This is a genomic window from Blastococcus sp. SYSU DS1021, assembly GCF_054050995.1.
This window is the reverse complement of the sequence record NZ_JBJHAL010000006.1, coordinates 77,365-101,024: the sequence shown is the minus strand read 5'-3', so window position 1 is coordinate 101,024 and position 23,660 is coordinate 77,365. Positions and strand designations below refer to the sequence as shown.

The following is a 23,660-nucleotide window of genomic DNA, read 5'->3' as shown; positions in this document are numbered from 1 at the left end:
GCACGCACCGATGACCAGCAACCTGCCCGCCGATGTCGCGGAGTTCCTGTCGCCAGAGCGGCTGTGGCGTCGCGAGGAAGTGCTGAGCCCTCCATCGCCCATTCCCGCCGTCCCCGGCGTCTACGGATGGTGGTTCGACCGACTCCCTGCGCCGATAGATGTTTCTGCCTGCCGCCAGGTCGACGGCGTCACGCTGCTGTACACCGGCATCAGCCCGAAAGGGCCACCGCGCAACGGGCGCCCAGCGAGCAGAGGGCAGCTTCGGCAACGCATCGCGACGCACTACGCCGGCAACGCTGAGGGGTCGACACTTCGCAAAACCTTGGGCTGCTTACTCGCTACGGAACTCGGGGTCGGGCTCAGGCGTGTCGGATCTGGCTCGCGGAAAACCTTCGTCGACGGCGAACAGAGGCTGTCCCGCTGGATGTCCGAGCGCGCCTACGTCAGCTTCCTTCCACATGAGCGTCCCTGGGACCTCGAAGATCAGCTGATTGAGCTGCTGGACCTGCCATTGAACCTGGACGGCAACACGCACAACGCCTTTCATGCAGACCTCACTGAAGTCCGCAAGCTGGCGGTGACCGCAGCCAACTCGCTTCCGGTCGTCGCGAACCCGGGAGTCGGCGGTCGCTGAGCAGTGCTGGTGTACGGAGCCCGGCTTCGCGTCGCATCCGCCAGTCGCGTAAGCGTCCGATTACGTTCTGCGTATGACGGACGTGCGACCCGGGCTGTACGAACACCTGCTCACCGACCGGCTGAGCAAGGACCTCGCCGGGACGACGCCCGACCTCGTTCAGCTTGGTGGGCTTGACCCCGCGGACGCACACGAGATCCTGGCCCGCCACATCACGCAACTCGCCAGTCGCGCTCTGCGTGCGGCCGGTGGCAGCGACGCAGCGGCCATCCGTCGCCAGGTCAAATTGACCAACCGGATGATCGCCGCAATCGGTGAGCTCGCGCCCGATGCGACGGACATGGACGACGCGGTCGCCGATCCGGCCGGTACCCTATTGGCAATCGCTCCGCCGAGCGTCGTCCCGGGACCAGCGAAGTTTCCTGAACGCCCCGCCGTCCCACTCTCGTCGAGCGCGCTCCTGGTGAACGGTCGCGGTCAGCCGCGGATCGGCTACGAAGTAGCGCGCGAGCTTGCGTCAGCGAACGACGTCGACCTGCTCTGCGCCTTCATCAAGTGGCAAGGCCTTCGCGTGCTCGAGAAGGCGCTACTCGACCTGCGGGAGCGTGGCGGTCGGGTGCGTGTCATTACGACGACGTACATGGGCGCTACCGACCAACGGGCCCTCGACCGCCTCGTCGAGTTGGGTGCTGACGTCAAGATCTCCTACGAGACGCGCACGACGCGACTCCATGCCAAAGCGTGGCTGTTTCGCCGGGCGACGGGGATGTCGACGGCATACGTCGGCTCATCCAATATGTCTAGGACGGCGTTGACAGACGGGCTGGAGTGGAACGTTCGCCTCTCGAGCGTTGAGCAGGCACACCTCCTCGAGACCTTCGCCGAGACGTTCGACAGCTACTGGGCTGATCCGTCGTTCGAGACGTACGACCCGGAGCGGGACGGCGACCGCCTACGAGAGGCGCTCAGCGCGGAACGCGGCGGTCCCAGCGACCTCCCCATCGAAATCACGTCGCTTAACGTCCGCCCGTTCGGCTACCAGCGGGAGATTCTCGACGAGCTCGAAGCTCAGCGGACCATTCACAACCGGTGGCGCAACCTCGTCGTGATGGCGACCGGTACCGGAAAGACCGTGGTCTCCGCCCTCGACTACAAGCGCCTGCGCGACGCAGGAACCGTTGACCGGATTCTCTTCATCGCCCACCGCGAGGAGCTGCTGGTTCAGAGCCTGTCAACGTTCCGTCACGTGCTCAGGCAGGGCGACTTTGGTGAGCTCTATGTCGGCGGTCAGCGTCCGCGCGAGTGGCGCCACGTCTTCGGATCCGTTCAGTCCTTGACTCAGCTAGACCTCGCCGAGCTCGACCCGGCGCACTTTGACCTAGTGGTCGTAGACGAGTTTCACCACGCGATGGCCGCCACGTACCGCCGGCTCCTTGAGCACCTCACGCCCAAGGTGCTGGTGGGTCTGACCGCCACTCCCGAGCGAACTGACGGCGCCGACGTCCGGGAGTGGTTCGACGGCCGCACAGCGGTGGAGTTGCGGCTCTGGGAAGCGCTAGAGCAGGGACTGCTGGCGCCGTTCCAGTACTTCGGCATCCACGACGACGTGGCTCTCAACCAGGTCCGCTGGAAGCGCGGTCGTGGCTACGACACCGCCGAGCTCACGACCGTTTACACCGGTGACGACCACCGCGTGCGTCTCATTCTTCAAGCAGTGCACGACAAGGTGGAGAACCCGGGCAGGATGCGGGCGCTGGGGTTCTGCGTGAGCATCCAGCACGCCGAGTTCATGGCCAAGCGCTTCAGCGCAGCAGGCATCCCCAGCCAAGCGATCACCTCTCAGACTTCGCGGGAAGAGCGCGCAGCTGCGCTGGCCGCCCTGCGGGATCGAGCCCTCAACGTGCTGTTCACGGTCGACCTCTTCAACGAGGGCCTCGACATCCCGACTGTCGACACGGTGCTCTTTCTCCGGCCGACGGAGAGCGCCACCGTGTTCCTTCAGCAGTTGGGTCGAGGACTCCGCCTGGCCGAGGACAAGGCATGCCTGACGGTGCTCGACTTCATCGGCGCTCAGCACCAGGAGTTCCGCTTCGACCTCCGGTTCCGGGCGCTCACTGGCACCTCACGTCGCGGACTGCAGCGAGACGTGGCGCAGGGCTTCCCCACTCTCCCGGCCGGCTGTCACATCGAGCTCGACCGAGTCGCCGAGCAGATCGTGCTGGACAACATCAAGCAGTCCCTGAACGTCTCCTGGAAGGGGCTCGTGGCCGAGGCTCGCGCTGTGCAGCGGCCAACGATGGCCGAATTCCTCGAGGAAGCGGGCATCGAACTCGAGGACCTCTACCGCGGTAGTGGCCGCAGTTGGCTTGATCTTCAGCGCGCGGCAGGCTGGGACGACGGGCCCATAGGCCCGGACGACGACCTGTTGGGCGCTGCTCTTGGCCGGATGTTGCACGTCGACGACGTGGAGCGTCTTCGGTTCTTCCAGGCTGTAACCGAGTCCAAAGACCTTGACCAGACAGATCGAGTGCGTCGCCTAGCGGCGATGCTGCACTTCTCGCTCTTCGACGCTCGGACGCCGTTCAGCAGCGTCGAGGCGAGCCTGGCGCGGCTTCTGGCGAACCGGGGCCGGGCAGAAGAACTGCGTGAGCTGAGCGGGGTTCTCCACGACCGCATCCATCGCGTCGCACCGGCCGTGGAAGTCGCCGACTCCCGGCCGCTGCACGTACACGCTCGCTATAGCCGGAACGAGGCGCTGGCTGCCTTCGGGCTGGAGAACCTCAACGGCACCTTCGGCTCGGGAGTGCGCTGGGTCCCTCGAGACCAGGCGGACGTCTTCTTCGTGACGCTGGTGAAGTCGGAGGCACACTTCTCCCCCACCACCATGTACGCGGATCACGCCATCTCGCCGACGGTGTTTCAGTGGGAGTCCCAGAGCACCACGGCCGAGAAGTCCGCGACGGGTCAGCGGTACATCAACCACCGGGAGATGGGCTCGTCCGTGCACCTCTTCATCCGTGAGACGAAGACGGCAGACGGAACCCTGGGCACGCCGCCATACCTGTACGCCGGCCCGATGTCATACCTCACGCATACCGGCGAGCGCCCGATGCGCGTTCTCTGGGAGCTAAAGCACGCTCTCCCAGCAGATGTGTTCCATGCGGCCAAGGTCGCTTAGGCGCGTCGAATGCCCCGAGGGTTGTCTCAGGACCGGTCGGCCGCCTGCTCGGCCGACGCCGTCTCACTGGCGGATCCAGGCTCCTCAGGCGCCACCTGACGCTTGAACCACGAGAGGTGTCGCAGCAGCGGGTCGCGGACCGATCTGGGAGACGGTCACTTCGACGTGGAAGCCAGGACGCATCGACATCTTGGCGACCGGTAGGTCGACGCCCGGAACCTCACCTCGTGGACCGTTGCGAGCAGGATGCGATTGAGGCCCTGCGTGGCTCGTCCGACGATCAGCCGGCGAACCAGGTAGCTCTCGACGTAGAGGGCAGCCGCGGCGACCTGTTCCGACGTCGCCTCGCCTCTGTCTCTCAGGTCAAGCAGGCGCAGCAAGAGTGGGTAGACAGTCGTCGTGCCCCAAGCCAAACTTCCTCGCACTTGCTCCAGTTGGTCTGCGCACTCGGGGCATCCGCAATTGCAGGGCGTGCTCGACGACCAGACCCAGCTCAGCCGGCGGCGTGCCAGCCTCACGCGACAGCCGACCTTGTTAGCCAACTGTTGCGCAAGCTCTTCTGGCATGTAGTCACTGCCACGCAGGTAGTGGATCTGTGGGTGAAGCAGGTCCGTCGGAACCCGGACGTCACCCATCAGAACAGGCAGGACGTAACCGTCACCCTGCTGACGACCGTCATCATGGCCGCCGAGAACTCGTCCATCGGGATTGGCTTGGCCAGGTACTCCGTCGAGATGAGCGGCACGAAGAACCGCGTTTGTGAGCTATATACAGCCCGCTGTTCGCGAATGAAGTTGCCGCCCCACCAATCATTGTTCTCGTCCTTGTCGTAAGGGATTTTAGAACAAGCACCTTGCAGTCCTCGACAGTACGAGTCACGTAGTCGCGTTGTTGATCCGCAAAGGAGCTGTAAGATCCTAAGGCTTCTCACTCATATTGTCATTTTACCGCGACGCACGAGACGGCATGTTGCTACATCTATAACAACATGCGTGCATAATCAACCCTGTCAGCAAACGTCGAAGTCTATGCGTTTGGCCGATTAGTCCACCGCCACGGCACCGCTAGACAGTTGCCGCTCGAGGGACTGCCTAACGAGACCCAGAACATAAGGAATATCGTCGACGCTGGTGAGTCCGACCTCAACGTCACCATTGCCCCAGCGACCGAGATTCGTGACGTCCTTAGCGATCCCCTTCGGGTCGGCGAGCTCAGGGAATGGCATATTGAGCGACAGGCGGAGCCGTGAGGCCTGCGGCACGATGTCGACGACGTTGGTCTCAGCCTTATAGGCGATGTACAGTTTGAGAACTTCTTCGATGATGTTCGGGTCCAAGGCCAGCAACTCCGTGCGGAGGACATCGAAGAGGGCCCGCATCGGCTTTCCGGCCGCCAGGTGCGGGTGGTCGTCAAGCGAATACGCCGATGGCTGTTGCCCTGCCTTGGGGCGATACTGAGCCAACACCTCTTCGTCAATCAACGGGTGCGCCCAGACGGTCGCAGCCGTTGCCGACAGCTTTGAGGCCCGGGCATCGATGGCCGCCTCGTCCCAGCGGTCCAGCTGCCCAAGACCCTCGTTAAGCCGCAGCGGGCTCTCTTTGAAGCCGCCCTTCATGTCGCGCTTGTCGATGAAGGGCTTGTTGCTGTACTCGCTGTTGTAGCCGGTCAGGGTCAGGTTGCCCAGCGTGTGCAGCTTGGCCTCATGGATGCGCTGCCAATCAGGCCCGAGGTCCTCGCGCCAAGCCTCGGACATGTTTTCGTTCTGCGGCATGATGTGCTCAATCGTGTACTCGTCGACAAGTACCCGCTCCTTGCGATCATGGTTCTCAAGGCGGCGTAGCCAGTAGCTGCGGCGGGGCAAGTTGTACATGTCGCGGACGACCAGCTCCCGGCGGAACTCTTCGTCGTTCGGTAAGCGGCGATACGACGGCAGCAGCAGAAAGCTGGCCACCATGCTTTCCAAGTAGCGATCCTTCTTGAGCGATCGGCCCATGGTGGCAAACGTCTTGTTCAGCGAGTTCGTCGGAATCGCACAGATGGCCCGCCGGAAGACGTACGATTCGATGAGCCGGAGCGCCCGGATGAAATCCTCCCGTGGCAGCACGTCGGTGGCGTAGTCCCGGTAGAGCTCCAGTAGCAGCGGGTAGGCCACGTCGACCTTCAGGTCGCGCAGGTCGGCGAAGGCCTCGCTCAGGGCCTTGTCTGCTTCGCGGCTCAGTGCCATGGCGCAGTAGTAGCCGGCGTAGTCCTGGACGTCGGCCACCAGTGCGTCGACGCCCGCGGCTGCGACGGCCGGCCGGCGGGCGTATTCCTTGAACGCCACGTAGACGGCCCGGACATTCGGAATGTCTCCCGTCTTGACGGTCAGGTAGTGCCGCATGGAGGCATCAAAGTAGGCGCCGTAGCTCTCCTGACCGAAGCCCCGCTCCATCGGCCGCCAGTGCCGCTCGTACAGGTCCGTTTGGTGCTCCGGATCCAGGCCCATCAGGACGTAGTTGCGAATCAGGTCGGCCTGGCTGAGCTCCCGGCCGGTCGAGTTCATGCTCTCGAAGATCAGCTGCGGGTAGTCCTGAGCACGGTTCAGCGAGACATCGACGATAACCAGCTTGCTCAGACCGCGACAGAGCGCAGCCAGCTCGCCATTTAACGACGCGACTCGCTCCTCGAACAGCTGGAAGTTCTGCTGCACGCGGACTGAGCCGCCCGCCGGAAGGGGACGCTGCTGGATGAGCGCCGTCAGACTGTCCTTGTCAGTCTGAGTCAGCAGCAGCTTGAAGGCCTTCTCGCCTGACTCCAGGGGGTTCTGCAGGTAGTAGCTGCGTAGCTTCTTCGCCGAGAAGCCCTCAACCGGCTCGCTGTCGCCAAGGTGGCGTGACAGCGCCTCGAGCAGCAGCGTCACGGTCGTCAGCCGCTGCTGTCCGTCGATCACGAGCAGCGGTTCCTGGCTGGAGACTTGATAGAGGCCCTGCTCGATGTAGACCACCGAGCCGACGAAGTGGGCGTTGACAGCGTCGTCGCGCCCTGCCCGCAGGATGTCCGACCAAAGCTGCAGGCACTCGCGATCGGTCCAACTGTAGGTCCGTTGATAAATCGGAATGACAAACTGTGGCGACTTCTTCAAGAACTGCAGGAGGGACGCTTCGGTGGCCTTCATGCGAACTCAATATCCATTCAGGGTAGAGGCATTGTAATAAGTCTCACCCGACCAGAAAAGGACTTTCGTGCCCGTCCGTCCAGCCGCTGCTTCTAGATCTCTTGCTCGAGAATGTGCCCATACTCCCGAAGCCATCTCCTGGAAGACTCAGCTGAAGCAACATGCGCTCGGACGATTGACCAGAACCGTGCTCCGTGAGCGGACTCGAGCAAGTGGGCCAGCTCATGCGCGAGGACATAGTCTGACACTGACGTCGGCGCCTTTATGAGCCGCCAGTTTATGCCGATGCTTCCCGACGAGGAGCAAGAGCCCCAACGAAACCTGTCATCGGTGATTCGAGTTCGTGACGGACGTACGCCAAGACGAGTTGCCCAGTCCTCTAGGCGCGGCAGCAAGTGTTCGCTGGCCGCTGCCTGATACCAGGACCTGAAGGCCGCGCGGGCGTCCTCTCCGAGCGACCGCGGAACCAGGAAGGCACCCTCGAAGCGGATATCCTTCGTGTTCGTGTCAACGAGCTCAACGCGATATTCGTGCCCCTGGAATAGCATTGACTCGCCGGACACCAACTCCTTGCGGGGCGCCGGCGTCGGTGGGTACTTCTGCGGGTGGCTCAGCTTCTCGGCAATCCAACGCTCCCGAGAGGCAATCGCCCGAGACAGAGCCTCGTCATCGACGCCCGACGGAGCACGAACCACCAGCCTGCCGTCCCGCTCGACGGTGATCCCCACGGTCTTGCGGCGCGGCGAGTAGATAACCTCATACTTCAGCTCATGCCGCATAGCGGATCACGTCGCCATTTATCTCAGCGATTTCCATGAGTCGGGCGATGACTTCCTTCCTCTTCGCAGGAAGCCCAGGCAGCTTGACGAACTCCTCCGACAGCAGTAGGCGCTGGATGTCAGCCTGCAGCTTGTTCCGGGCTGGGATACTCTCCCAAAAGCCGGTCAGGCTCAATTCCCGCTCGACTGTCAGGAATATCTGCTGCGTTAGATCGACAAGACTCGCGATCTCGTCATCGCTCAAGTCCCGATCGCCGAACAACTCTCGTCGCAACGCTCGGAAGAAGGGCATTTGCTTCTTCCGGTGCAGCCCGTACGTCGGCTCCGACTCAATGCGCTTGATCCGTTCGCGCAGCCGCTCTAGTTCCACGTAGATCTGGTCCCAGTTGTCGCGGAACTGCTGCATGATGGCATCAAGTGCCGCGGCAAGCGAGGCTTGCAGCTCTGGGTCCTCATCCAGGTCGACATCCAAGTGATGCCGGATAGCATGCTCTACTTCGGCCGCGCGCGTTTGAGCCCGGGGATGCTGCGCTACTTCGCGCTCAAAGTCGTCGTCGAGGATAGATATCGGCTCGACCTTGACCTCAATGCCCTTTGACTCGAGATGCGCATCCGCGATGGCCCTCAGCTTTTCGGGCACGCCCTTCATGCTCATGCGCCCGTCCCGGAAGTGCTTTCCAGCCATGACGTTGATCTCGGACCAGGACACATAGTCGGGCAGGAAGCGCAACGCCTCACGGGAAGGAAGGACCACGTTGAGAGCCTTGGCGAACTGCCGATAGGCAGTGAGGAACGCAAAACGCACGTCCTCGTCATAGAAGACATCGAAGAAGGCATCGTGGTCAGTCACGTCGGTGAGGCCCTGCTGACTTAGGAAGGAAGTCACGACCGCATTGGCAGCCTCGAGGTCATGCAGCTCCTCGGCCGGCGACCGCAACGTCTCGAGTATCTCCTTTTGCTCCCGCTCGTCATAGCTGTCGATGGCCCGCTTCAGGTGGTGACCAATGCCGACGTAGTCGACAATGAAGCCAACGTCTTTGCCTTCACCGGCGACACGGTTTACGCGGGCGATTGCCTGCAGCAGATTGTGGGCCACCACAACCTTGTCGAGGTACATAACCTGCTCTTGAGGCGCATCGAAGCCCGTCAACAACATGCTATTGACGATCAGGATGCCGATATTGCCGCGGACGCCGTCCTCTTCGGCATGGAAGGCCAGCTTAAATCGCTTAATGGACGACTCATGACGAGCGGGGTTCGTAAACTCTTTAAGATGCGGCAAGTCATTGTGCCGGCCCGAGATGATGACATCCGTCTTTAGGTCGCGCAGCCGGTCAAGGTTCAGTCGATTCGGGTTACTCTCCTCGAGCCGCGTAAGATCCTCTTGCAGCGCAGCATCGATATGCCGCTTGTAGCGGACCGCCGCCTCTCGGGAGGACGCCACAATTTGCGCTTTGAAGCCGTTCGGGAAGACGTGCTCGAGATAGTGTCGAACCATGTCTTGCGCCTTGGCCTGGATGGTTGACTCAGCCTCCAGATAGGCTTCGCGCGAGCCAAAGCCGAGGACTTGGAGCCGCTGCTCCAGGTTGCAATCGCTAAAGACATCCTCGAAGTCGGCATCCAGTTGCTCCGAGTTAGCCACCTCTGCGTTATGCGTGCGGCCCTCGTAGACTATCTCGAGCGTTACCTTGTCTTCGATCGCTTCCCGCATGGTGTACTTGTCGATGTACTCACCGAAGACCTGCTCGGTCTTATCGATCGGCGTGCCGGTGTAGCCGATCTTGGCAGCATTCGGCAGCGCACGGTCGAGGTTGGCGCCGAGCAACTTGTATTGCGATCGGTGCGCCTCGTCTGTCATGACCAGGATGTTCGGACTGCTGTTCAGCTCTGGAAACGTGTCCGCGAGATCAGCTTCGCGGAACTTGTGGACCATGGCCATAACTAGGTCGGATGTGTCCGACCGCAGCAGGTCTTTGAGCTGCCGAATGCTGTCCGCCACCTTCACGGTGTAGCCGACCGCTCGACTCGTCTCGGCCAGCTGGTCCTCAAGCTGCGTCCGGTCGGTCACGAAGACAACCTTCCAGTTAGACAGCGTCGGATGGCGATACATCTCCCGCACCATAAACATCATGGTGAGCGACTTGCCCGACCCTTGGGTGTGCCAGACGATGCCACTTCGATCTCGGGGCGTCCGACCCTCCAAGAGTCGCGTCACCGCGAGCTTGACGGCTCGGAACTGCTGGTACCGGCCGACGACCTTGATGGTGCGCCCCTTGTCGTCGGTAGAGAACAAGGTGAAGGTCCGGATGAGATCGAGAAGGTTGCGCTTGTCGAGCATGCCCGCCACCAGACGCTGCTGCTCGTTCGGACTACTGGCGCCGTGGTCAAGCTCATCAAGCGTCCGCGGGTAAGGATCGGCCCAGCGATAGAAGTGCTTTTCCGAGTGTGTCGTGATGGTGCCAAACTTGGCCTCTTGCCGGCAGGTCGCGATGACGAACTGGTTGCAGTAGAAGAGCGGTGCGCTTCCCTCACCCGTCGCTCCCCTTTGCTCGCTATAGCGCAGCAGTTGGTCGATCGCCTCAGGGATGGCGTCGTTGACCTTCGGCGACTTGCATTCCACAACGACAATCGGCAGCCCGTTGAGGAAGAGCACGATGTCCGGCCGGATGTGGAATTCCGTGCCGATGATCCGCACCTTGAACTGACAGACGGCCGTGAAACGATTGTTGGCGACGTTGTCGAAGTCGGCGATGCGGACCGTCGGGCTCTTCTCGCCAGCTGTCCGGTTCTCGCTGACACTGGTGTTCTCAAGCAACAACTGCAGAAGGTGCTGATTGTTTTCAATTAGCCCCGTGCTGGGGAAGCTGGCCGTAACCCGTTTGACGACCTCCTCGACCTGGTCCTCCTCCAACCATGGGTTGATGACCTGGAGCCGCTCTCGCAGCACGGTCAACATGACAACTTCGGTGAAGGTCTCGCGGAACGAGTCAGCGGGTGCCTGTTGGGCATCCAGATCAAGGATTTCCCAGCCGAGTCCCTCAAGTTGGTCAAGGAAGGGCTTCTCGACGTGCTGTCGTTCGTCCAAGCGGATGTGCTCGGGCGTGGTGTCTCGTCTCATCGCTGTTCCCCCGTGATTTCTTCCAGCTGCTTTCGTCCACTGAGAAGGTCCTGGACCAAGCCTTCACGCATTGCGCGCAGCTTCGCCAGTTGCCGCGCAACCATGTCCACTGCGGCAGTTTGCTTGTGCAGGATCTCGACGATACGCAACTGCTCATCATAATCCGGGCGCGGAATCGGAAAGGCGCGCAGCTGGGTCGCGTTGATTGAGGCAAGGTTGGTCGACTGCTTGGACGCTAGAATAAAGAAGGACTTGCCGTACGACGACGCCGAAACCGCGGCCAGGAAGTCGGAGTCCAAGACGCCTGCATGCGGCCGCACCTTGAAAACGTGGTTCTGGTGCAAACAGCGGTCGATTTCGCCGCGCCAGACTGTGCCGCGCCCTAGTTTGTCGAAGTCCCCACCTTCATTCATGAGGACATCTCCGGGCTGGAGCAGGTACTTGTTCACGCTCGCGCTGGGTACCCGGATGGACTTGACTTCGCGCAGGTCGAGATAGCCGTCTTGGACGTTCGCGACGCGGAGGTATGGCAGCTCGACGGTGTTCGGACCGGTGGGCGGCCCGCCCAGGGTGGCGCCGCTGCTGATATCAGCGACTGAGCCCAGAGCACACACCTCCCACTCAGCTGGGATCCTGCCGACAGTCGAGTCCCGAAAGACGTGTGTGTGCTCCGTGCGAATCTCGCCGGCTTCATCAACTCCGTTCGTTAGGAGGTCAACCAGAAGGCCGGCGCGGATCAGGCCCGCCTTGGCGACCAATCGCTCGGTGGAGTCAATGGCCTGATCGGTGGCAATTAGTGTTTCGGCAATCCGCTGCTGAACTGGGGCCGACAAGTCGAGGATCTCGAGGTTTTCGAGCAATTCGCGGTCCACATGCTGGACACGAGAGCCCGATGTCTGCGCCTTGAGGTAATGCTCCCAACGCTTGAGCGCATAATAGAAGTACTGCGGAAGGAAGCGGGCATCGTGATTGATCCGTGCCATGGTCGAGGGGACCACGCCGGGTCGACCCAAGAGGATTTCCCCCGAGTTCGCGCCGTCCCAGATGATGATCGTGTCACCCTGTTCGGCGTGAACCGCGTTCGAACCGACCTTAACTGTCTCACCCATCGCGGTTTTTCCACGAAGTAGTTGGGGGCTGAGATACACCTCCGAGTCCGAGCCATGATAGGGCTGGATCAACGGCGGCTTGCCCTTCTCGATCGAGATGAGACCGCGAAGTCTGCGAGCCTTGACGCTGGCGCTCACTCCACATACCCCAATTGTGCAAGGAACTCGTTGAGCGACTTCAAAGACTCGTCGCGTTCGGCTTCCAACTGGCGGATACTCACCGCGTATTTTGCCCAAAGGTTGGCCACGCTGTCACTCAGTCGTCGTCGTTCCGCGCTTAGGTAGCGGTCTAGCTGAACCCATGCCACATCATGCAGTTTGCGGAGGATGAGCGCTCGAGCTTCCTCGGGCGTGAGCTGGCCCCCAACTTCCTTCAGCGTCTGGTCGATGCGGGTGATGCGCTCCTCAAGTACCCTGAGGTCCTTCGCGATGGCGTTGAGCTTGCGCTTGTCCGCACGATCAGTCGGGTCCAGCCCCTCCTTGCGCGCGTGGAGCTGCTGGATGAGGCCGGCGGCCTCCGCCGAAAATTCGTCGCCGCCGAGCCGCTTCAGCGTGAGCTTGAAGTCAAGGTCGGCGGACTTCTTCTTCAGGTCCGACCTGACCTGGCGGATTGCCGTTTCAGCGGCCTTGATCGCGGACTCATGGCGCTGCAGCTGGGTACGCTCCCGGGCGGCTGAATCGCCCTCGGTGAGCTTCAGGTCGTCGATGAGCTCCTTGAGAACCTTCTTCATGAGGGCAGCAGTGATTTGCTCTTCCTCGTCCGCTTCATACTGCACGGTGTCCTGCGCGGCCTCGATAGCCTCGCCCAGATCCTGCGTCAAGGTGTCGATTCGCTCGTTGAGGTTGCTAATCTCGTCGGCTTCAGCGCGGAAGTATTCAGCGACAAGGTACGTGTCGGGGATGAGGCTCTGGTGCCATCCGGTCGAGACGATCGTTTTGAGGTCGTAGCGGATTTTTTGCCACCAGTTGACGAATACGCCAGCGCTTTGGAACTCATCCAGGACGCCGGCCTCCACTAGCCGGTTCCGGAGCGAAGTCAGCAGTTCGAGGCGCACGTCAGGGATGCTTCGCCCGTCTGACAACTGACTGAAGTCATCGCGAGCCACCGTCCACCAGTCCTCCAACAGAGCCTTGTGCCGTTGGAAGGTGTTGTCGATGCCTGGCTGGGCTTCGAGGCGCAGACGAAGGTCCCGCAGGTTGGAGATGTCCTCGTGGAAGAGTCGATAACCAGGCCGAGCCGCAGCTAGCACACAAGCGTCGTCGACCGTGAACTTTCTGAGCTGTGGCTGCAGCGCCACGACCTCTACCTCAGGGACGCCACCGATGAGGTGGGCCTGGACGTCCTCCGGCTCTGCCTCGGGCGTGTTATCGACGTAGCGCCGGAGGTTGAGGTTGTAGTCGTGCAGCTTCTTGATGTCAGCCACCTCAACGAGACGTGAGTAGCCGTCGATCTCAACCTTGTGATTGAAAATATGCTTGATCTTCTCGATATCCTCGGGACGAAGACGGTTCTGATTCTTCCCTTCGGCAAATTCGCGATCCGCATTGATGAACAGAATTCTATCGGCGAGGTGTTCGGGCTTATTCTTGTTGCACACCAGCACGCAAGCGGCGATATTGGTGCCGTAGAAGAGACTGGGCGGCAAGCCGATGACCGCCTCAATGACGTCATCATTGACGAACAACTCTCGGATGAGCTTCTCCTTGCCGCCGCGGAAGAGTACACCGTGGGGCATGACGGTCGCCATCATTCCGCTTGGCTTCAGGCTCGCCAGCATGTGCTGGGCGAACATGAGGTCGGCCTTCTTGCCAGTCTCCGGGGCCCACTCGCGGAAGCGGTTGGTGAACTTCATATTGGCCCGGCTGTAATTCTGAGAGAAGGGGGGATTCGCCAGGACGCGATCGAATCGGCGGACTTGTCCGCCCTGCAGGATGAGCGGATCCTCGAGTGTATCGCCGTTTTCAATCGTGAAGCGGGTGATGTTGTGGAGGATCATGTTCATGTTGCAGATCGACCAAACGGTGCCGTTGGAGTCCTGCCCGAAGAGCGCTAAGTCGTTAGCGTCTTGTCCTTGCTCCTCGACGTACTGGTGCGACTGAATCAGAAAGCCGCCCGAGCCGACGGTGGGGTCATAGATTTCGTTGCCGGCCTGAGGGTTGGTTATCTCGACAAGTAGGCGCACGACTTCTGCGGGCGTATAGAACTCGCCGCCCTTCTTTCCGGCACTGTCTGCGAAGTACTTGATCAGGTACTCGTAGGCCGCACCCAGAAGATCCGGGAACTCGAAGTTGTCGTTGACGAGTACGAAATCGGGTTGGTTGAAGTGGTCGAGCAGATCCTTCCACTTCTGGTCCGGAATCTTAGTCTTACCCTTGACGGCATTGAAGTCAATGTTGTTCTTGAGTACGCCGGCGAGCGCGTCGTTCTCATCCTCGATTGCAGCAATAGCCTTGTTGAGCATGCTGCCGATGTCCTGCTTGAGGTCCTTCAGGGCCGGCACCACGTTGCCGTTTGCGTCGACCCACGATTCATGCCAGCGGGCCCGAGGCGGCACGAAGAAGGTGTCACCGTATGACGTTTTGTCCTCAAGCAGCTCTTCTATCAGTTCGGGCTGTTCTTTGAGGTGGGCGAAGTCTTGCGTCCTCAACTGCCGGCGCTTCGCATCGAATTCGTCCGACAGACGCTTCAGGAAGAGCATGCCGAAGATGAACTCTTTGAACTCAGAGGCGTCCATCTTGCCGCGAAGAATGTCGGCAGCCTTGAAGAGGAAGGACTCCAACTGAGCCAGTGTGATCTTGCGGTTTTCCATGCTCTGCAGTTCTCTTTCAGTGGTGTACGACTATTTTGCTCTACCGACTCAATTATAGCTCAGAATGGTCGCCCTTCCTATCGACCGATGGTGTGGGTGCGGCATTGCGGTCAGGAGCATTCAGTCGCCGAGCCTCGTCGAGCCTGAGGTCCGACGAGCGGGTCGAAGGCCTCAGGGACGCGGTTGACGCGTCCGGACATCAGTGGATCCTGCCAGTTGGGCTGCCTCGAAGCCCTGGGGCGCGCGACTACAGGCGGAGAAGGGCCAGCCGGAAGTGAGAGGAGTCAACTGCTGTTACGGGACGTTCTCACACTGTGGTAGCTGGTCCAACGCAGCCTGGTCGATGTCGCCGTAGGTGAGCGGCGCGAACTGCGTCAGCCCTGGTGAGCCGATGACCTGGATCCAGACGTCGGATTGTCGTGGCCGTTCCCCGACGCTCGGATCCGACACAACCAGCCGGCCCGTCGTCTTGCAGACGGCCAGCGCCGTCTGACTGTCCGTGAAGGTGCCGTTGCGGATCAGGTCGTCCGGCCCGACGCCCGGGAAGACACGGATGTACCGCGCCGCGTCGAACAGCGGGCCGGGCAGGCCTTCCTTCGGCGGCGTGCCCACCCGTGCGAAGAACAGGCGCTCGATCACCTCGGGTTCGCTCCGGCACCCCTGAGCGCGCCATGCCGCCAAGCCGTTGGTCAGCAGCAGCTCGATGAGCGGCACACGCGCCCCTGTCCAGGTGTCGCAGTAGCTGCGGGCCAGTAGATCGAGGATCGGCGTGATCACCGGGCCGTGTCCGCTGAGGCGTAGATCAAGGCTGTCCAGGCCGCGCGCCCGGACGTGGGCAAGCTCCTCACCGAAGGCGGCGATCTGCCCCTCGCCGTCCCGCCCGCCGTTCGCAGGCGTCCCAGCCGACCGCACCGCGCACGACCTCCTTGCGGTGCCGGCGCCTTCAGCAACGGCTGGGTTCAGCTGCCGGTGCGCGCGACCGGAATGCCTGGCCAACCGGGGCCGGGCCGGGAACTGCCACGGCGTGCGGCCGGCGGCGGAGCCACCGGAGCGGCGACCAGGCGGAGCGTCGTCCCGCTCGCAGCCGGCACCTCCCGGCGGCGCAGGTTGTCCCGGCACCAGCGTTCGCAGTCGGCCATCAGGTTGCCGGTGGTCATCGGGCGGGAGCTCCCGCTGGACGGCATGCCGGACAACGCTGCGTAGCTCCCTTGGTTCAGGACGACAGTTTCGGCGTCCCCACCGCAGGGTGCTGCCGGGCACGGTCGAACCCGGCCGAGAACGACCGAAGGACCTGCCGCGAGCGCGCCGGAAGACGGGGAAGGACGCAGGACCAACCGCAGGGGACGCCCGTGTCCGAGCCCGGCATCCCGATGACCGGCGCGCCCAGGCTCAGCCGGCCGCGCGGCGCTCCACGGCCAGGCCGCGACGGGCATTGCGGCGGACATCGATCACGGCCAGGGTGACCCCCAGTGGCGATGCCACCGGGGCGCCGCCACGAGCGGAAGGTGCGGCGGCATGCACGCTCGATCCACCACCATCAAGGCCGACCCCGACAACCTCGACGCCGGCATCGCCTTCACCCGTGACGAGGTGATGCCGGCGATCCAGCAGATCGACGGCTGCATCGGCCTGTCGATGCTCACCGACCGCGAGAGCGGCCGCTGCATCGTCACCACGTCCTGGGCCGACGCCGACGCCATGCGCGCCGCCACCCAGGACGTCCACCCTATCCGGCTCATGCAGGCCCTCGGCGCCCAGGGCCTCGACATCCAGGAGTGGGAGATCGCCGTCCTGCACCGGGAACGCCCCGCCGGGGACGGTGCCGGCGCCCAGGTCACCTGGGCCCGCATCCCGCCGAACCGCCTGAACGAACTCCTCGACGCCTACCGGCACAACCTCATGCCGCGATTGCAGGAGCTGATGGGCTTCGACAGCCTGAGCATGCTGGTCGACCGGCGCACCGGCCGCACCGTCAGCGTCACCGCCTTCGAGACCCGAGACGCACTCGCCCTGGTCCGCAAGCACGCCCGGCACCTGCGCGAGCAGTTCGCCCAGGCCATGGGCGCCCGCATCACCGACATCGCCGAGATGGACCTCGCCGTCGCCCACCTGCGGGTCCCGGAAACGGTCTGACGGGCGTCGCTGCCCCAGGAGGAGCGCCAGTAGCGTCTGCCCATGGCGATCGACCCCCGCGGTGCAGACCTCAAGCGCTACCTCCAGGACGACCCCGGCGGTCCGGTCGTGATGCTGAACCCGCTCCGCTTCGCCGAGGGCGGCCGCGAGTCCTACGACGAGTACGCCAAGGCCCTGTCCGAGACCTTCCTCCCCCGCTACGGGGGCGAGGTCCTCTACGCAGGCGACGGTGGCACGCCGCTCGTGGCCGAGCAGGGCCAGGACTGGGACGCCGTCCTCCTCGTTCGCTATCCCTCCCGCGAGGCGTTCAGCCGCATGGTCGCCGACCCCGAGTACCAGGAGGTCACGCACCTGCGCACCCAGGCGCTCACCGAGGCCGTCCTCCAGCCGACCACCCCCTGGTAGCCATGCCCGGTCAGGACGAGGGGACGCCGGCGCGAGGACGCCTCGCCCGGACGGCCCGTCTCGCCGCACTGCCGGCCGCGTACACCGGCCGCACCGCCCTCGGTCTCGGTAAGCGCCTCGCCGGCCGCCCCGCCGAACTCGTCGCGGAGCAGGTGCAGCAGCGCACCGCCGAGCAGTTGTTCGCCACGCTCGGCCACCTCAAGAGCGGCGCGATGAAGATGGGCCAGGCGCTCTCCGCCATGGAATCCGCACTCCCGGAGCAGCTGGCCGGCCTGTACCGCGAGACGCTCGTCCGGCTGCAGGAGGCGGCGCCGCCCATGCCGGCCGTCCGCGTCCACGAGCAGCTGAGCCTGTCACTCGGACCGCGGTGGCGGGAGCGGTTCCGCGACTTCGACGACCGGCCCGCCGCGGCCGCCAGCATCGGGCAGTTCACCGCGCCACCTGGTCCGACGGCACGCCGGTGGCCGTCAAGGTCCAGTACCCGGGCGCCACCGAGGCGCTGGTCGCCGACCTGGGCATGCTGCACGGACTGTCGCCGCTGGTGAAGGCCGCGGTCCCGCACCTCGACGTCCGCGACCTCTTCGCCGAGCTCCGCGGACGGTTCGTCGAGGAGGTCGACTACGCCCGCGAAGCAGAGGCCCAGACCGCCTTCGGCGACGCCCACCGCGGCGACCCCGACGTGCTCGTGCCCGAGGTGCTGGCCGTCGAGGGCGAGGTGCTCGTCACCCGGTGGATCGACGGCACTCCCCGGTCGCGCGTCATCGCCTCTGGCACCCAGGAGGACCGCGACCGCTGCGGCGAGGTCCTCGCGCGCCTGTTCACCTCCGGCCCCTCACGGGCCCGTCGGCTGCACGGGGACCCGCACCCCGGCAACATCCGGCTGATGGACGACGGCCGGCTCGGCGTCCTCGACTTCGGGTCGGACCAGCCCATGCCGCACGGCTGGCCGGCCCGGCTCGGCCCCCTGCTCGTCGCCGGCCGGGACGGCGACGCCGCGCACCTGCACCGCATCGCCGCCTCGGCCCACCTGCTGCGCCCGGACGACGTCACGCCCGCGGCCCTGCTCACGCTCCTGGACCCCTACCTGCAGCCGCTGCGCCGTGAGCGGTACACGTTCACCCGCAGCTGGCTGCAGGAGCAAACCCGTCGAGCCTCCGATCTAACGGCACCGCCCAGGGCAGAGGACGCCGACGGGCACGGACGCCACCCGCTGCGGCAGCAGGTGGCGGGCGGGGATCGACAGCTTTCGCTGGATATTCGCTGAACGCCACGGCCGCGGTGGACAGCGAGCTGCGGCGGTGGCTGCCCGGCTACTGAGCCGAGCGGCGCATGGACCACATCTGGGCGGGGCGCTCGGACTGCATGGCGACGTCCCAGGGGATCGCGCCGGTGACGGCCTCCTTGCGGAAGTTGCTCACCGCGATCCGCGCCAGCTCCGGGTCGGCGGCCACCCGAGCAGCCAGATCACGCGCCCGGTCCTCGACCGCGGCGTCGTCCGGCGCCTCCCAGGCCAGCCCGAGTTCCACAGCCTTGGCCCCGTTGATCTCCTCGCCGAACAGCGCCATCGCCGCTGCCGCCTCGCGGCCGATCAGCCGCGACAGGATGACGAAGTGCCCACCACCCGGATGCATCCCGCGCTTGAGGAAGCCGGCCAGCAGACGCGCGTCACGGGCGATGATCCGCAGGTCGGTCGCCAGCAGCATGTTCATGCCGGCGCCCACCGCCGAGCCGCGAACGGCGGCCACGGTGGGAACGCGAACCTGGCCCAGCCGGTAGAAGGAGTCGTAGATCTTCCCCATGCCCTCGTAGGCGTCCGGGGCCGCCGGGTCCTTGCCGGCCGAGGTCAGGGTCGCGACGTCGCCCCCCGCGCAGAACGACTTGCCGACACCGCGGATGACCAGCGCGCCGACCTCCGGCTTGGCGTCTACCTCGTCGAACGTCGCGATCAGCTCGTCGGCCATCCCGGGCGTCAGCGCGTTGCGCCGGTCAGGGGCGTTGAGCGTCACGATCGCGACGCCGCCGTCCACCTCGAGCTGAACCTCACCGGTACCGGCCACGAGCCCACCTTCCTGCCGAGCGGACCGGCCCCAGCGCCGACCCGGACATCACCTGACTGGCATCACACCACGCGCCCGCACCGGCCCGCGCACCGCGGTCGGGATCAGACGACGGTCGCCGACTCCACCAGCCGGCACAGCGCGTTGACCCGGCGCAGCTGCTCCGGCGTCCGCACCGGCGCGTCCAGCAGCAGCGGACTCAGCACCACCACGGCCAGCGCCTGCGCCCGCGACACCGCCACGTTCAGCCGGTTCAGGTCGTAGAGGAACGACACCCCCCGCGGTGCGTCGTCGGCGCTGGTGCTCGTCATCGAGTAGATGACCACCGGCGCCTCCTGGCCCTGGAACTTGTCCACGGTGCCTACCCGCGCGCCGTCCGGCAGCGCCGCCTTGATCAGCGCGACCTGCAGGTTGTACGGCGCCACCACGAGCACGTCCGCGGGCCCGATCGGCGCCTCCTCCCCCAGGTGGTTGCGCCACATCGAGCCCTGCACCGAGTGCCACAGCCGCGCGACGGCGTCGGCCTCCTGCTGGCTCTTGTCCGCCGCCGTCAGCACGTGCTCGACCGGGTGCACCCGCAGCCCGCTTCCGGACAGAGGCCCCTCCCCCAGCACCGCCACCCGCTCCCGGCCGTCCGCCGCCTCCAGCCGGCCCTCGTAGGCCAGGTCGGAGACAAACGCGGTGAGGTCCGGGTGCATCCGGTACGAGCGGTCCAGGAACACCCCACGGTCGGGCGGGATGGTGGCGTGGCCGTCGAGCAGGTGCTCGAGCGCCGAGGCCCCGGACTCAGCCGGGTGCACCGCCTGCGACGGCTGCGCGAGCTGCTGCGGGTCGCCCAGCAGCACCATCGACCGCGCGCCCCGCGCCACGGCGACCGCGTTGGCCAGCGAGAACTGCCCCGCCTCGTCGACCACCAGCACGTCGACGGCCTGCGCCACATCGGCCCGGGTCCAGAACCACGCCGTCCCGCCGACCAGCCGGGCACTGCCGTCCGCCAGCGCCCGGGCGACGACGCCGTTGTCCGCCGACCAGGCGACGCCGGGCGCCCCGCAGTGCTGGCTCTCGTCGCACTTCTGCAGCGCCGGCCGCCCCACCGCCTTGAGCAGGTTGCCGATGACCGCGTGGGACGTCGCGGTGACGCCCACCTTCTTGCCGGCGTCCAGCAGCTCCCGGATCAGAGCGGCGGCGGCCGTCGTCTTGCCGCTCCCCGGCGGCCCCTGGATCGCCAGCACCTCGCCGTCCAGCGCCAGGCCGAGCCGCACGATGGCGTCGGTCGTCGTCTCGCCCTCCCGCAGCCGCGTTCCCGCGGGAACGCGACGCTCGACCAGCGCCTGGCCGAGGCAGTCGCGGCCGGCCAGCACGTCCCCACCGGTGTCGGCGATCGCCGCCCGCAGGCCGGCGGTGTTGAGCGGCCCACCGGGCCCGAGCCCGCGCGGCCGCGGCGGCTCGGGAGCCGTCGTCTTCAGCACCAGCCGCCCGGCCGCGGCGTCCAGCTCGAAGACCGTCCCGACCTTCTTCGCGGTGTCCACGTCGAGCGCGTCGTCGCCGGCGGAGAGCTTCGTGTCCTGCACCGGGAAGGCGTACTCGTACAGCGAGCTCTTCTTCTCCGGCCCGAGGTACCCGACGAAGGAGAGCCCGCCCAGCGCCGTCCCGTCCCGCTCCAGCTCCTCGGCGTCGAGGTCCTGCAGCCGGTAGACCTCCCACCACGCCGGCCGATCCTCGCGGCGGTGCCAGCCGACCAGGTCACCCAGCAGCTCGTGCCCGGCGTCGTGCAGCCGCGCTGTCAGCACCAGCTCGTCGGCCTGCGCCTGGGTCACCCTCGCGTCCGGCGCCTTCACCTCGACCGTCGGCCGCGGCAGCGTCCCGTGCAGCGCCTCCAGCCCGGCGCGCTGCTCCTCGAGCCAGTCGTGCAGCTCGCGGGTCGAGTCGACGTCGTCCTTGTTGTAGGCCTCGATGCCGTCCAGCCGCGCCTGGTCGCCGTCGTCCAGCCAGGCCTCGTACTCCAGGACGCTGCCCAGCGCGCTGGCGACCGCGCCGGCGTGCGAACGCCCGTAGAACGCCTCGACCTTCTTGATCGAGTACGACTCCTTGCTGATCCGCATCGACTGCCGGACGACGGGATAGAGGTCGACGAACCGCTCCTCGCGCAGCAGCTGGTCGAGCTCCGCCTCGCGGACGCCGTAGCCGCCGGTCAGCTTCTTGAGCGCGGTCACCTCGTAGGGCGCGTAGTGGTAGACGTGCATCGCCGGGTCGGCCTGCGCGGTGGCGACGATCCGGTCGATCAGGTCGGCGACCAGCTGCTTCTCCGCGGGGCGGTCGTGCGCCCACAGCGCGGTGAACCCGCCGGAGCGGTCGCCGATGCCGGCGAGGTACTCGATGCCCGCGCCGTCCTCGAACCAGGGGTCGCCCTCGAAGTCGAGGTACAGGTCGCCGGCGCTGGGCGGCGGCAGCCGGAGCAGCCCGAGTCCCTCGACCGGGGTGAGCAGCGTCCGTGACGACTCCCCCGTCGTCCGCTCCTTGAGCTGCTCGGCGGCCTGCTGCTGCAGCCGGGTCCGCGCGTCGGCACCGATGCCCGAAGCCTTGAGCTGCTCCGGCGACGCGGCGGCCAGCGCCGCCAGCGTCCCGATGCCGACGGCGCGCAGCGCGTCGCGGTGGTCGCCGCGCATGCCCGCGACCAGGCCGAGGTCGTCGGCGTCCCGCAGTTCGCCATCGCAGCGCGATGCCCACCGGCACTGGTCGCAGTAGGCGACCGGCGCGGGAGTGGTGGACGGCGGCGCGGCGACGAAGGTCTCCAGCCGGGCCCGCGCGCGGCGGGCGTAGGCGGCGACGTCGACCAGCCGCCACGGCCGCGACTCGCCGTCCCCGGTGACGACGGAGATCCGCTCCGGTGCCACGCCCTGCAGCACGGTGAGCCGCTCGGCGTAGGTCGCCATCTGCAGCAGCGCGGCGACCTTCAGCTTGCGGGCGAGCTTGGTGTCGGCGATCTCGTACGACCAGTCGCCGAAGAGCGACGGCACCTCGGCCCGGAGCAGGAAGTCGGCCTGCCCGCCCCAGGCGCCGTCGAAGAACGTCCCCTGGTAGACGACGTCGACGCCGCTGCGCATCGCCTCGACCGTCGCGGCCTCGGCCTTCCGGCGGCCGTCGGCACCGGAGGCGGCCGCGATCTCGGCGACCGTCCGACCGGCCGCGACCAGCGACGCCAGGTACTTCCGCTCGTGCTCGAGACCGCGGTCGAAGACGAACTGCGTCTCCAGCGTCGCCCCGTCCGAAGGCGCCACCCACTCCCCCGCGGCCACCCCGAGGTCCAGCCGGGTCAGGTGCCGGCACTCCTGGTGGTGCGTCAGATCGGTCGGGCTGAGCACCAGCCGTCCGTCGAGTCGCTGCATCGCCCCGTGCCTCCCCGTGTCCCCGTCGCCGGCAGCCTGCCGGACGTCCCCGGCTCAGCGAAGGAGTAACGGACGCCACCGACACGAAAGGCGCGCTCCCGCCCCGGCAGACCCAGCCGTCACCCGGACGGACGACGCGGAGTCCCGGCGGTCCCGGACCTCCCGGCCGTCCGTTCGCCCGACGCACCCGCCCCGAGCTCCGCGGACTGCTGCCCACCGCAACGCCCGGCCGGCCTCGAGCGAGGCTTGCGTTCCGCAAGCAGATTGCTAGCATTGTGCGACATGAGGACGCTCTACCTCCGCAACGTCCCGGACGACGTGGTGGAACGCCTGGAGCGCCTCGCTGCGCGGAGCGGACTCTCCGTCAGCGCTCTCGCGATACGTGAACTGGCCGAGACCTCGCGTCGAGCGGACAACCCCTCGCTGCTCGGCGAGCTGCCGGACCTGGACGTCGACCCGGCCACGATCGTCGAGTGCGTGCAGTCCGGACGCGCCGCCCGGTGATCGTGGTCGACGCCTCGGCCGCACTCTCGGCACTGCTCAACGCCGGACCGGCTCGGGAACTGATGGCCGGCGAGCAGCTCCACGTCCCCCATCTCATCGACTCCGAGATCGTCAACGGGATGCGTCGGCAGGTCGCCGCAGGGGCGGTGACCGACGAACGGGCATGGGCCGCGTTGGACACCTGGCGCCGACTCGGCGTGGTCCGCCATCCGGTGGCCCCACTGCTCGAGCGCATCTGGCAGCTGGGAGACAACATGTCGGCGTACGACGCGTCCTACGTGACCCTCGCCGAGGCCCTCGGCTGCGCCGTCGTCACCGCCGATGCCCGGCTCAGCCGGGCCCCGGGCTCACGGTGTCCGGTCACCGTCGTCCCCCGTTAGCCGTTCCCGGTCA

At 65.5% G+C, this 23,660-nt stretch carries 14 protein-coding genes and 1 pseudogene; 7 read left to right on the top strand and 8 right to left on the bottom strand.

Annotated features, from left to right (window positions below):
• The first annotated feature begins 10 nt into the window (after nt 1-10).
• Nucleotides 11-634: a GIY-YIG nuclease family protein gene (locus tag ACI8AP_RS06400; protein ID WP_456588505.1), complete on the top strand. Its 624-nt coding sequence runs from the start codon at nt 11-13 to the stop codon at nt 632-634.
• A 73-nt stretch (nt 635-707) separates the two neighbouring features.
• Complete coding sequence (locus tag ACI8AP_RS06395) at nt 708-3,812, top strand: DUF3427 domain-containing protein (RefSeq protein WP_456588504.1); 3,105 nt, start codon at nt 708-710, stop codon at nt 3,810-3,812.
• Nucleotides 3,813-4,854: 1,042 nt separating this feature from the next.
• Here ACI8AP_RS06395 and ACI8AP_RS06390 read toward each other — a convergent pair.
• The 6 genes from ACI8AP_RS06390 to ACI8AP_RS06365 all read right to left on the bottom strand — a co-directional run bounded on the left by ACI8AP_RS06390 (nt 4,855) and on the right by ACI8AP_RS06365 (nt 15,694).
• Nucleotides 4,855-6,966 carry a GmrSD restriction endonuclease domain-containing protein gene (locus ACI8AP_RS06390; protein ID WP_456588503.1) on the bottom strand — a complete coding sequence of 704 codons (2,112 nt, stop codon included), beginning with the start codon at nt 6,964-6,966 and terminating at the stop codon, nt 4,855-4,857.
• A gap of 92 nt (nt 6,967-7,058) precedes the next feature.
• Nucleotides 7,059-7,745 carry a M48 family metallopeptidase gene (locus tag ACI8AP_RS06385; protein WP_456588502.1) on the bottom strand — a complete coding sequence of 229 codons (687 nt, stop codon included), beginning with the start codon at nt 7,743-7,745 and terminating at the stop codon, nt 7,059-7,061.
• Nucleotides 7,735-10,863 (bottom strand): type I restriction endonuclease subunit R, encoded by a 3,129-nt coding sequence (locus ACI8AP_RS06380; RefSeq protein ID WP_456588501.1) that lies wholly within the window; start codon nt 10,861-10,863, stop codon nt 7,735-7,737. Before ACI8AP_RS06380 ends, ACI8AP_RS06385 begins: the two co-directional genes overlap by 11 nt.
• A complete protein-coding gene (locus tag ACI8AP_RS06375; RefSeq protein WP_456588500.1) occupies nt 10,860-12,110 on the bottom strand; it encodes a restriction endonuclease subunit S in 1,251 nt (416 codons plus the stop codon). The genes ACI8AP_RS06380 and ACI8AP_RS06375 overlap by 4 nt, the downstream gene beginning before the upstream one ends.
• A complete protein-coding gene (locus tag ACI8AP_RS06370) occupies nt 12,107-14,782 on the bottom strand; it encodes a type I restriction-modification system subunit M (RefSeq protein ID WP_456588499.1) in 2,676 nt (891 codons plus the stop codon). Before ACI8AP_RS06370 ends, ACI8AP_RS06375 begins: the two co-directional genes overlap by 4 nt.
• 294 nt (nt 14,783-15,076) lie before the next feature.
• On the bottom strand, nt 15,077-15,694 hold the full coding sequence (locus ACI8AP_RS06365) for a hypothetical protein (RefSeq protein ID WP_456588498.1): 618 nt from the start codon (nt 15,692-15,694) through the stop codon (nt 15,077-15,079).
• Nucleotides 15,695-16,297: 603 nt separating this feature from the next.
• Between ACI8AP_RS06365 and ACI8AP_RS06360 the strand changes: the two genes are divergently transcribed.
• The 3 genes and pseudogenes from ACI8AP_RS06360 to ACI8AP_RS06350 all read left to right on the top strand — a co-directional run bounded on the left by ACI8AP_RS06360 (nt 16,298) and on the right by ACI8AP_RS06350 (nt 18,584).
• Complete coding sequence (locus tag ACI8AP_RS06360; protein WP_456588497.1) at nt 16,298-16,915, top strand: antibiotic biosynthesis monooxygenase; 618 nt, start codon at nt 16,298-16,300, stop codon at nt 16,913-16,915.
• A gap of 42 nt (nt 16,916-16,957) precedes the next feature.
• Nucleotides 16,958-17,320: a DUF1330 domain-containing protein gene (locus ACI8AP_RS06355; RefSeq protein ID WP_456588496.1), complete on the top strand. Its 363-nt coding sequence runs from the start codon at nt 16,958-16,960 to the stop codon at nt 17,318-17,320.
• Between the two features lie 2 nt (nt 17,321-17,322).
• Nucleotides 17,323-18,584, top strand: a pseudogene (locus ACI8AP_RS06350) (ABC1 kinase family protein).
• 46 nt (nt 18,585-18,630) lie between these two features.
• Here the strand turns inward: ACI8AP_RS06350 and ACI8AP_RS06345 are convergent.
• Both ACI8AP_RS06345 and ACI8AP_RS06340 read right to left on the bottom strand, forming a co-directional pair.
• Nucleotides 18,631-19,377 (bottom strand): enoyl-CoA hydratase/isomerase family protein, encoded by a 747-nt coding sequence (locus ACI8AP_RS06345; RefSeq protein WP_456588495.1) that lies wholly within the window; start codon nt 19,375-19,377, stop codon nt 18,631-18,633.
• Between the two features lie 104 nt (nt 19,378-19,481).
• Nucleotides 19,482-22,763 carry a TM0106 family RecB-like putative nuclease gene (locus ACI8AP_RS06340; protein ID WP_456588494.1) on the bottom strand — a complete coding sequence of 1,094 codons (3,282 nt, stop codon included), beginning with the start codon at nt 22,761-22,763 and terminating at the stop codon, nt 19,482-19,484.
• A gap of 282 nt (nt 22,764-23,045) precedes the next feature.
• On the opposite strand from ACI8AP_RS06340, the gene ACI8AP_RS06335 reads away from it, so the two are divergent.
• Nucleotides 23,046-23,267, top strand: a complete 222-nt coding sequence (locus ACI8AP_RS06335) for a FitA-like ribbon-helix-helix domain-containing protein (RefSeq protein WP_456588493.1) — start codon at nt 23,046-23,048, stop codon at nt 23,265-23,267.
• Nucleotides 23,237-23,647 (top strand): type II toxin-antitoxin system VapC family toxin, encoded by a 411-nt coding sequence (locus ACI8AP_RS06330; RefSeq protein ID WP_456588492.1) that lies wholly within the window; start codon nt 23,237-23,239, stop codon nt 23,645-23,647. Before ACI8AP_RS06335 ends, ACI8AP_RS06330 begins: the two co-directional genes overlap by 31 nt.
• The last annotated feature ends 13 nt before the right edge of the window (nt 23,648-23,660 follow it).

Bases quoted from the DNA above. Each gene is read 5' to 3' on its own strand.
- ACI8AP_RS06340 (WP_456588494.1), bottom strand. From the start codon at position 22,763: ATGCAGCGACTCGACGGACGGCTGGTGCTCAGCCCGACCGATCTGACG.
- ACI8AP_RS06385 (WP_456588502.1), bottom strand. From the start codon at position 7,745: ATGCGGCATGAGCTGAAGTATGAGGTTATCTACTCGCCGCGCCGCAAG.
- ACI8AP_RS06400 (WP_456588505.1), top strand. From the start codon at position 11: ATGACCAGCAACCTGCCCGCCGATGTCGCGGAGTTCCTGTCGCCAGAG.
- ACI8AP_RS06335 (WP_456588493.1), top strand. From the start codon at position 23,046: ATGAGGACGCTCTACCTCCGCAACGTCCCGGACGACGTGGTGGAACGC.
- ACI8AP_RS06395 (WP_456588504.1), top strand. From the start codon at position 708: ATGACGGACGTGCGACCCGGGCTGTACGAACACCTGCTCACCGACCGG.
- ACI8AP_RS06355 (WP_456588496.1), top strand. From the start codon at position 16,958: ATGGCGATCGACCCCCGCGGTGCAGACCTCAAGCGCTACCTCCAGGAC.
- ACI8AP_RS06390 (WP_456588503.1), bottom strand. From the start codon at position 6,966: ATGAAGGCCACCGAAGCGTCCCTCCTGCAGTTCTTGAAGAAGTCGCCA.
- ACI8AP_RS06360 (WP_456588497.1), top strand. From the start codon at position 16,298: ATGCACGCTCGATCCACCACCATCAAGGCCGACCCCGACAACCTCGAC.
- ACI8AP_RS06370 (WP_456588499.1), bottom strand. From the start codon at position 14,782: ATGGAAAACCGCAAGATCACACTGGCTCAGTTGGAGTCCTTCCTCTTC.
- ACI8AP_RS06380 (WP_456588501.1), bottom strand. From the start codon at position 10,863: ATGAGACGAGACACCACGCCCGAGCACATCCGCTTGGACGAACGACAG.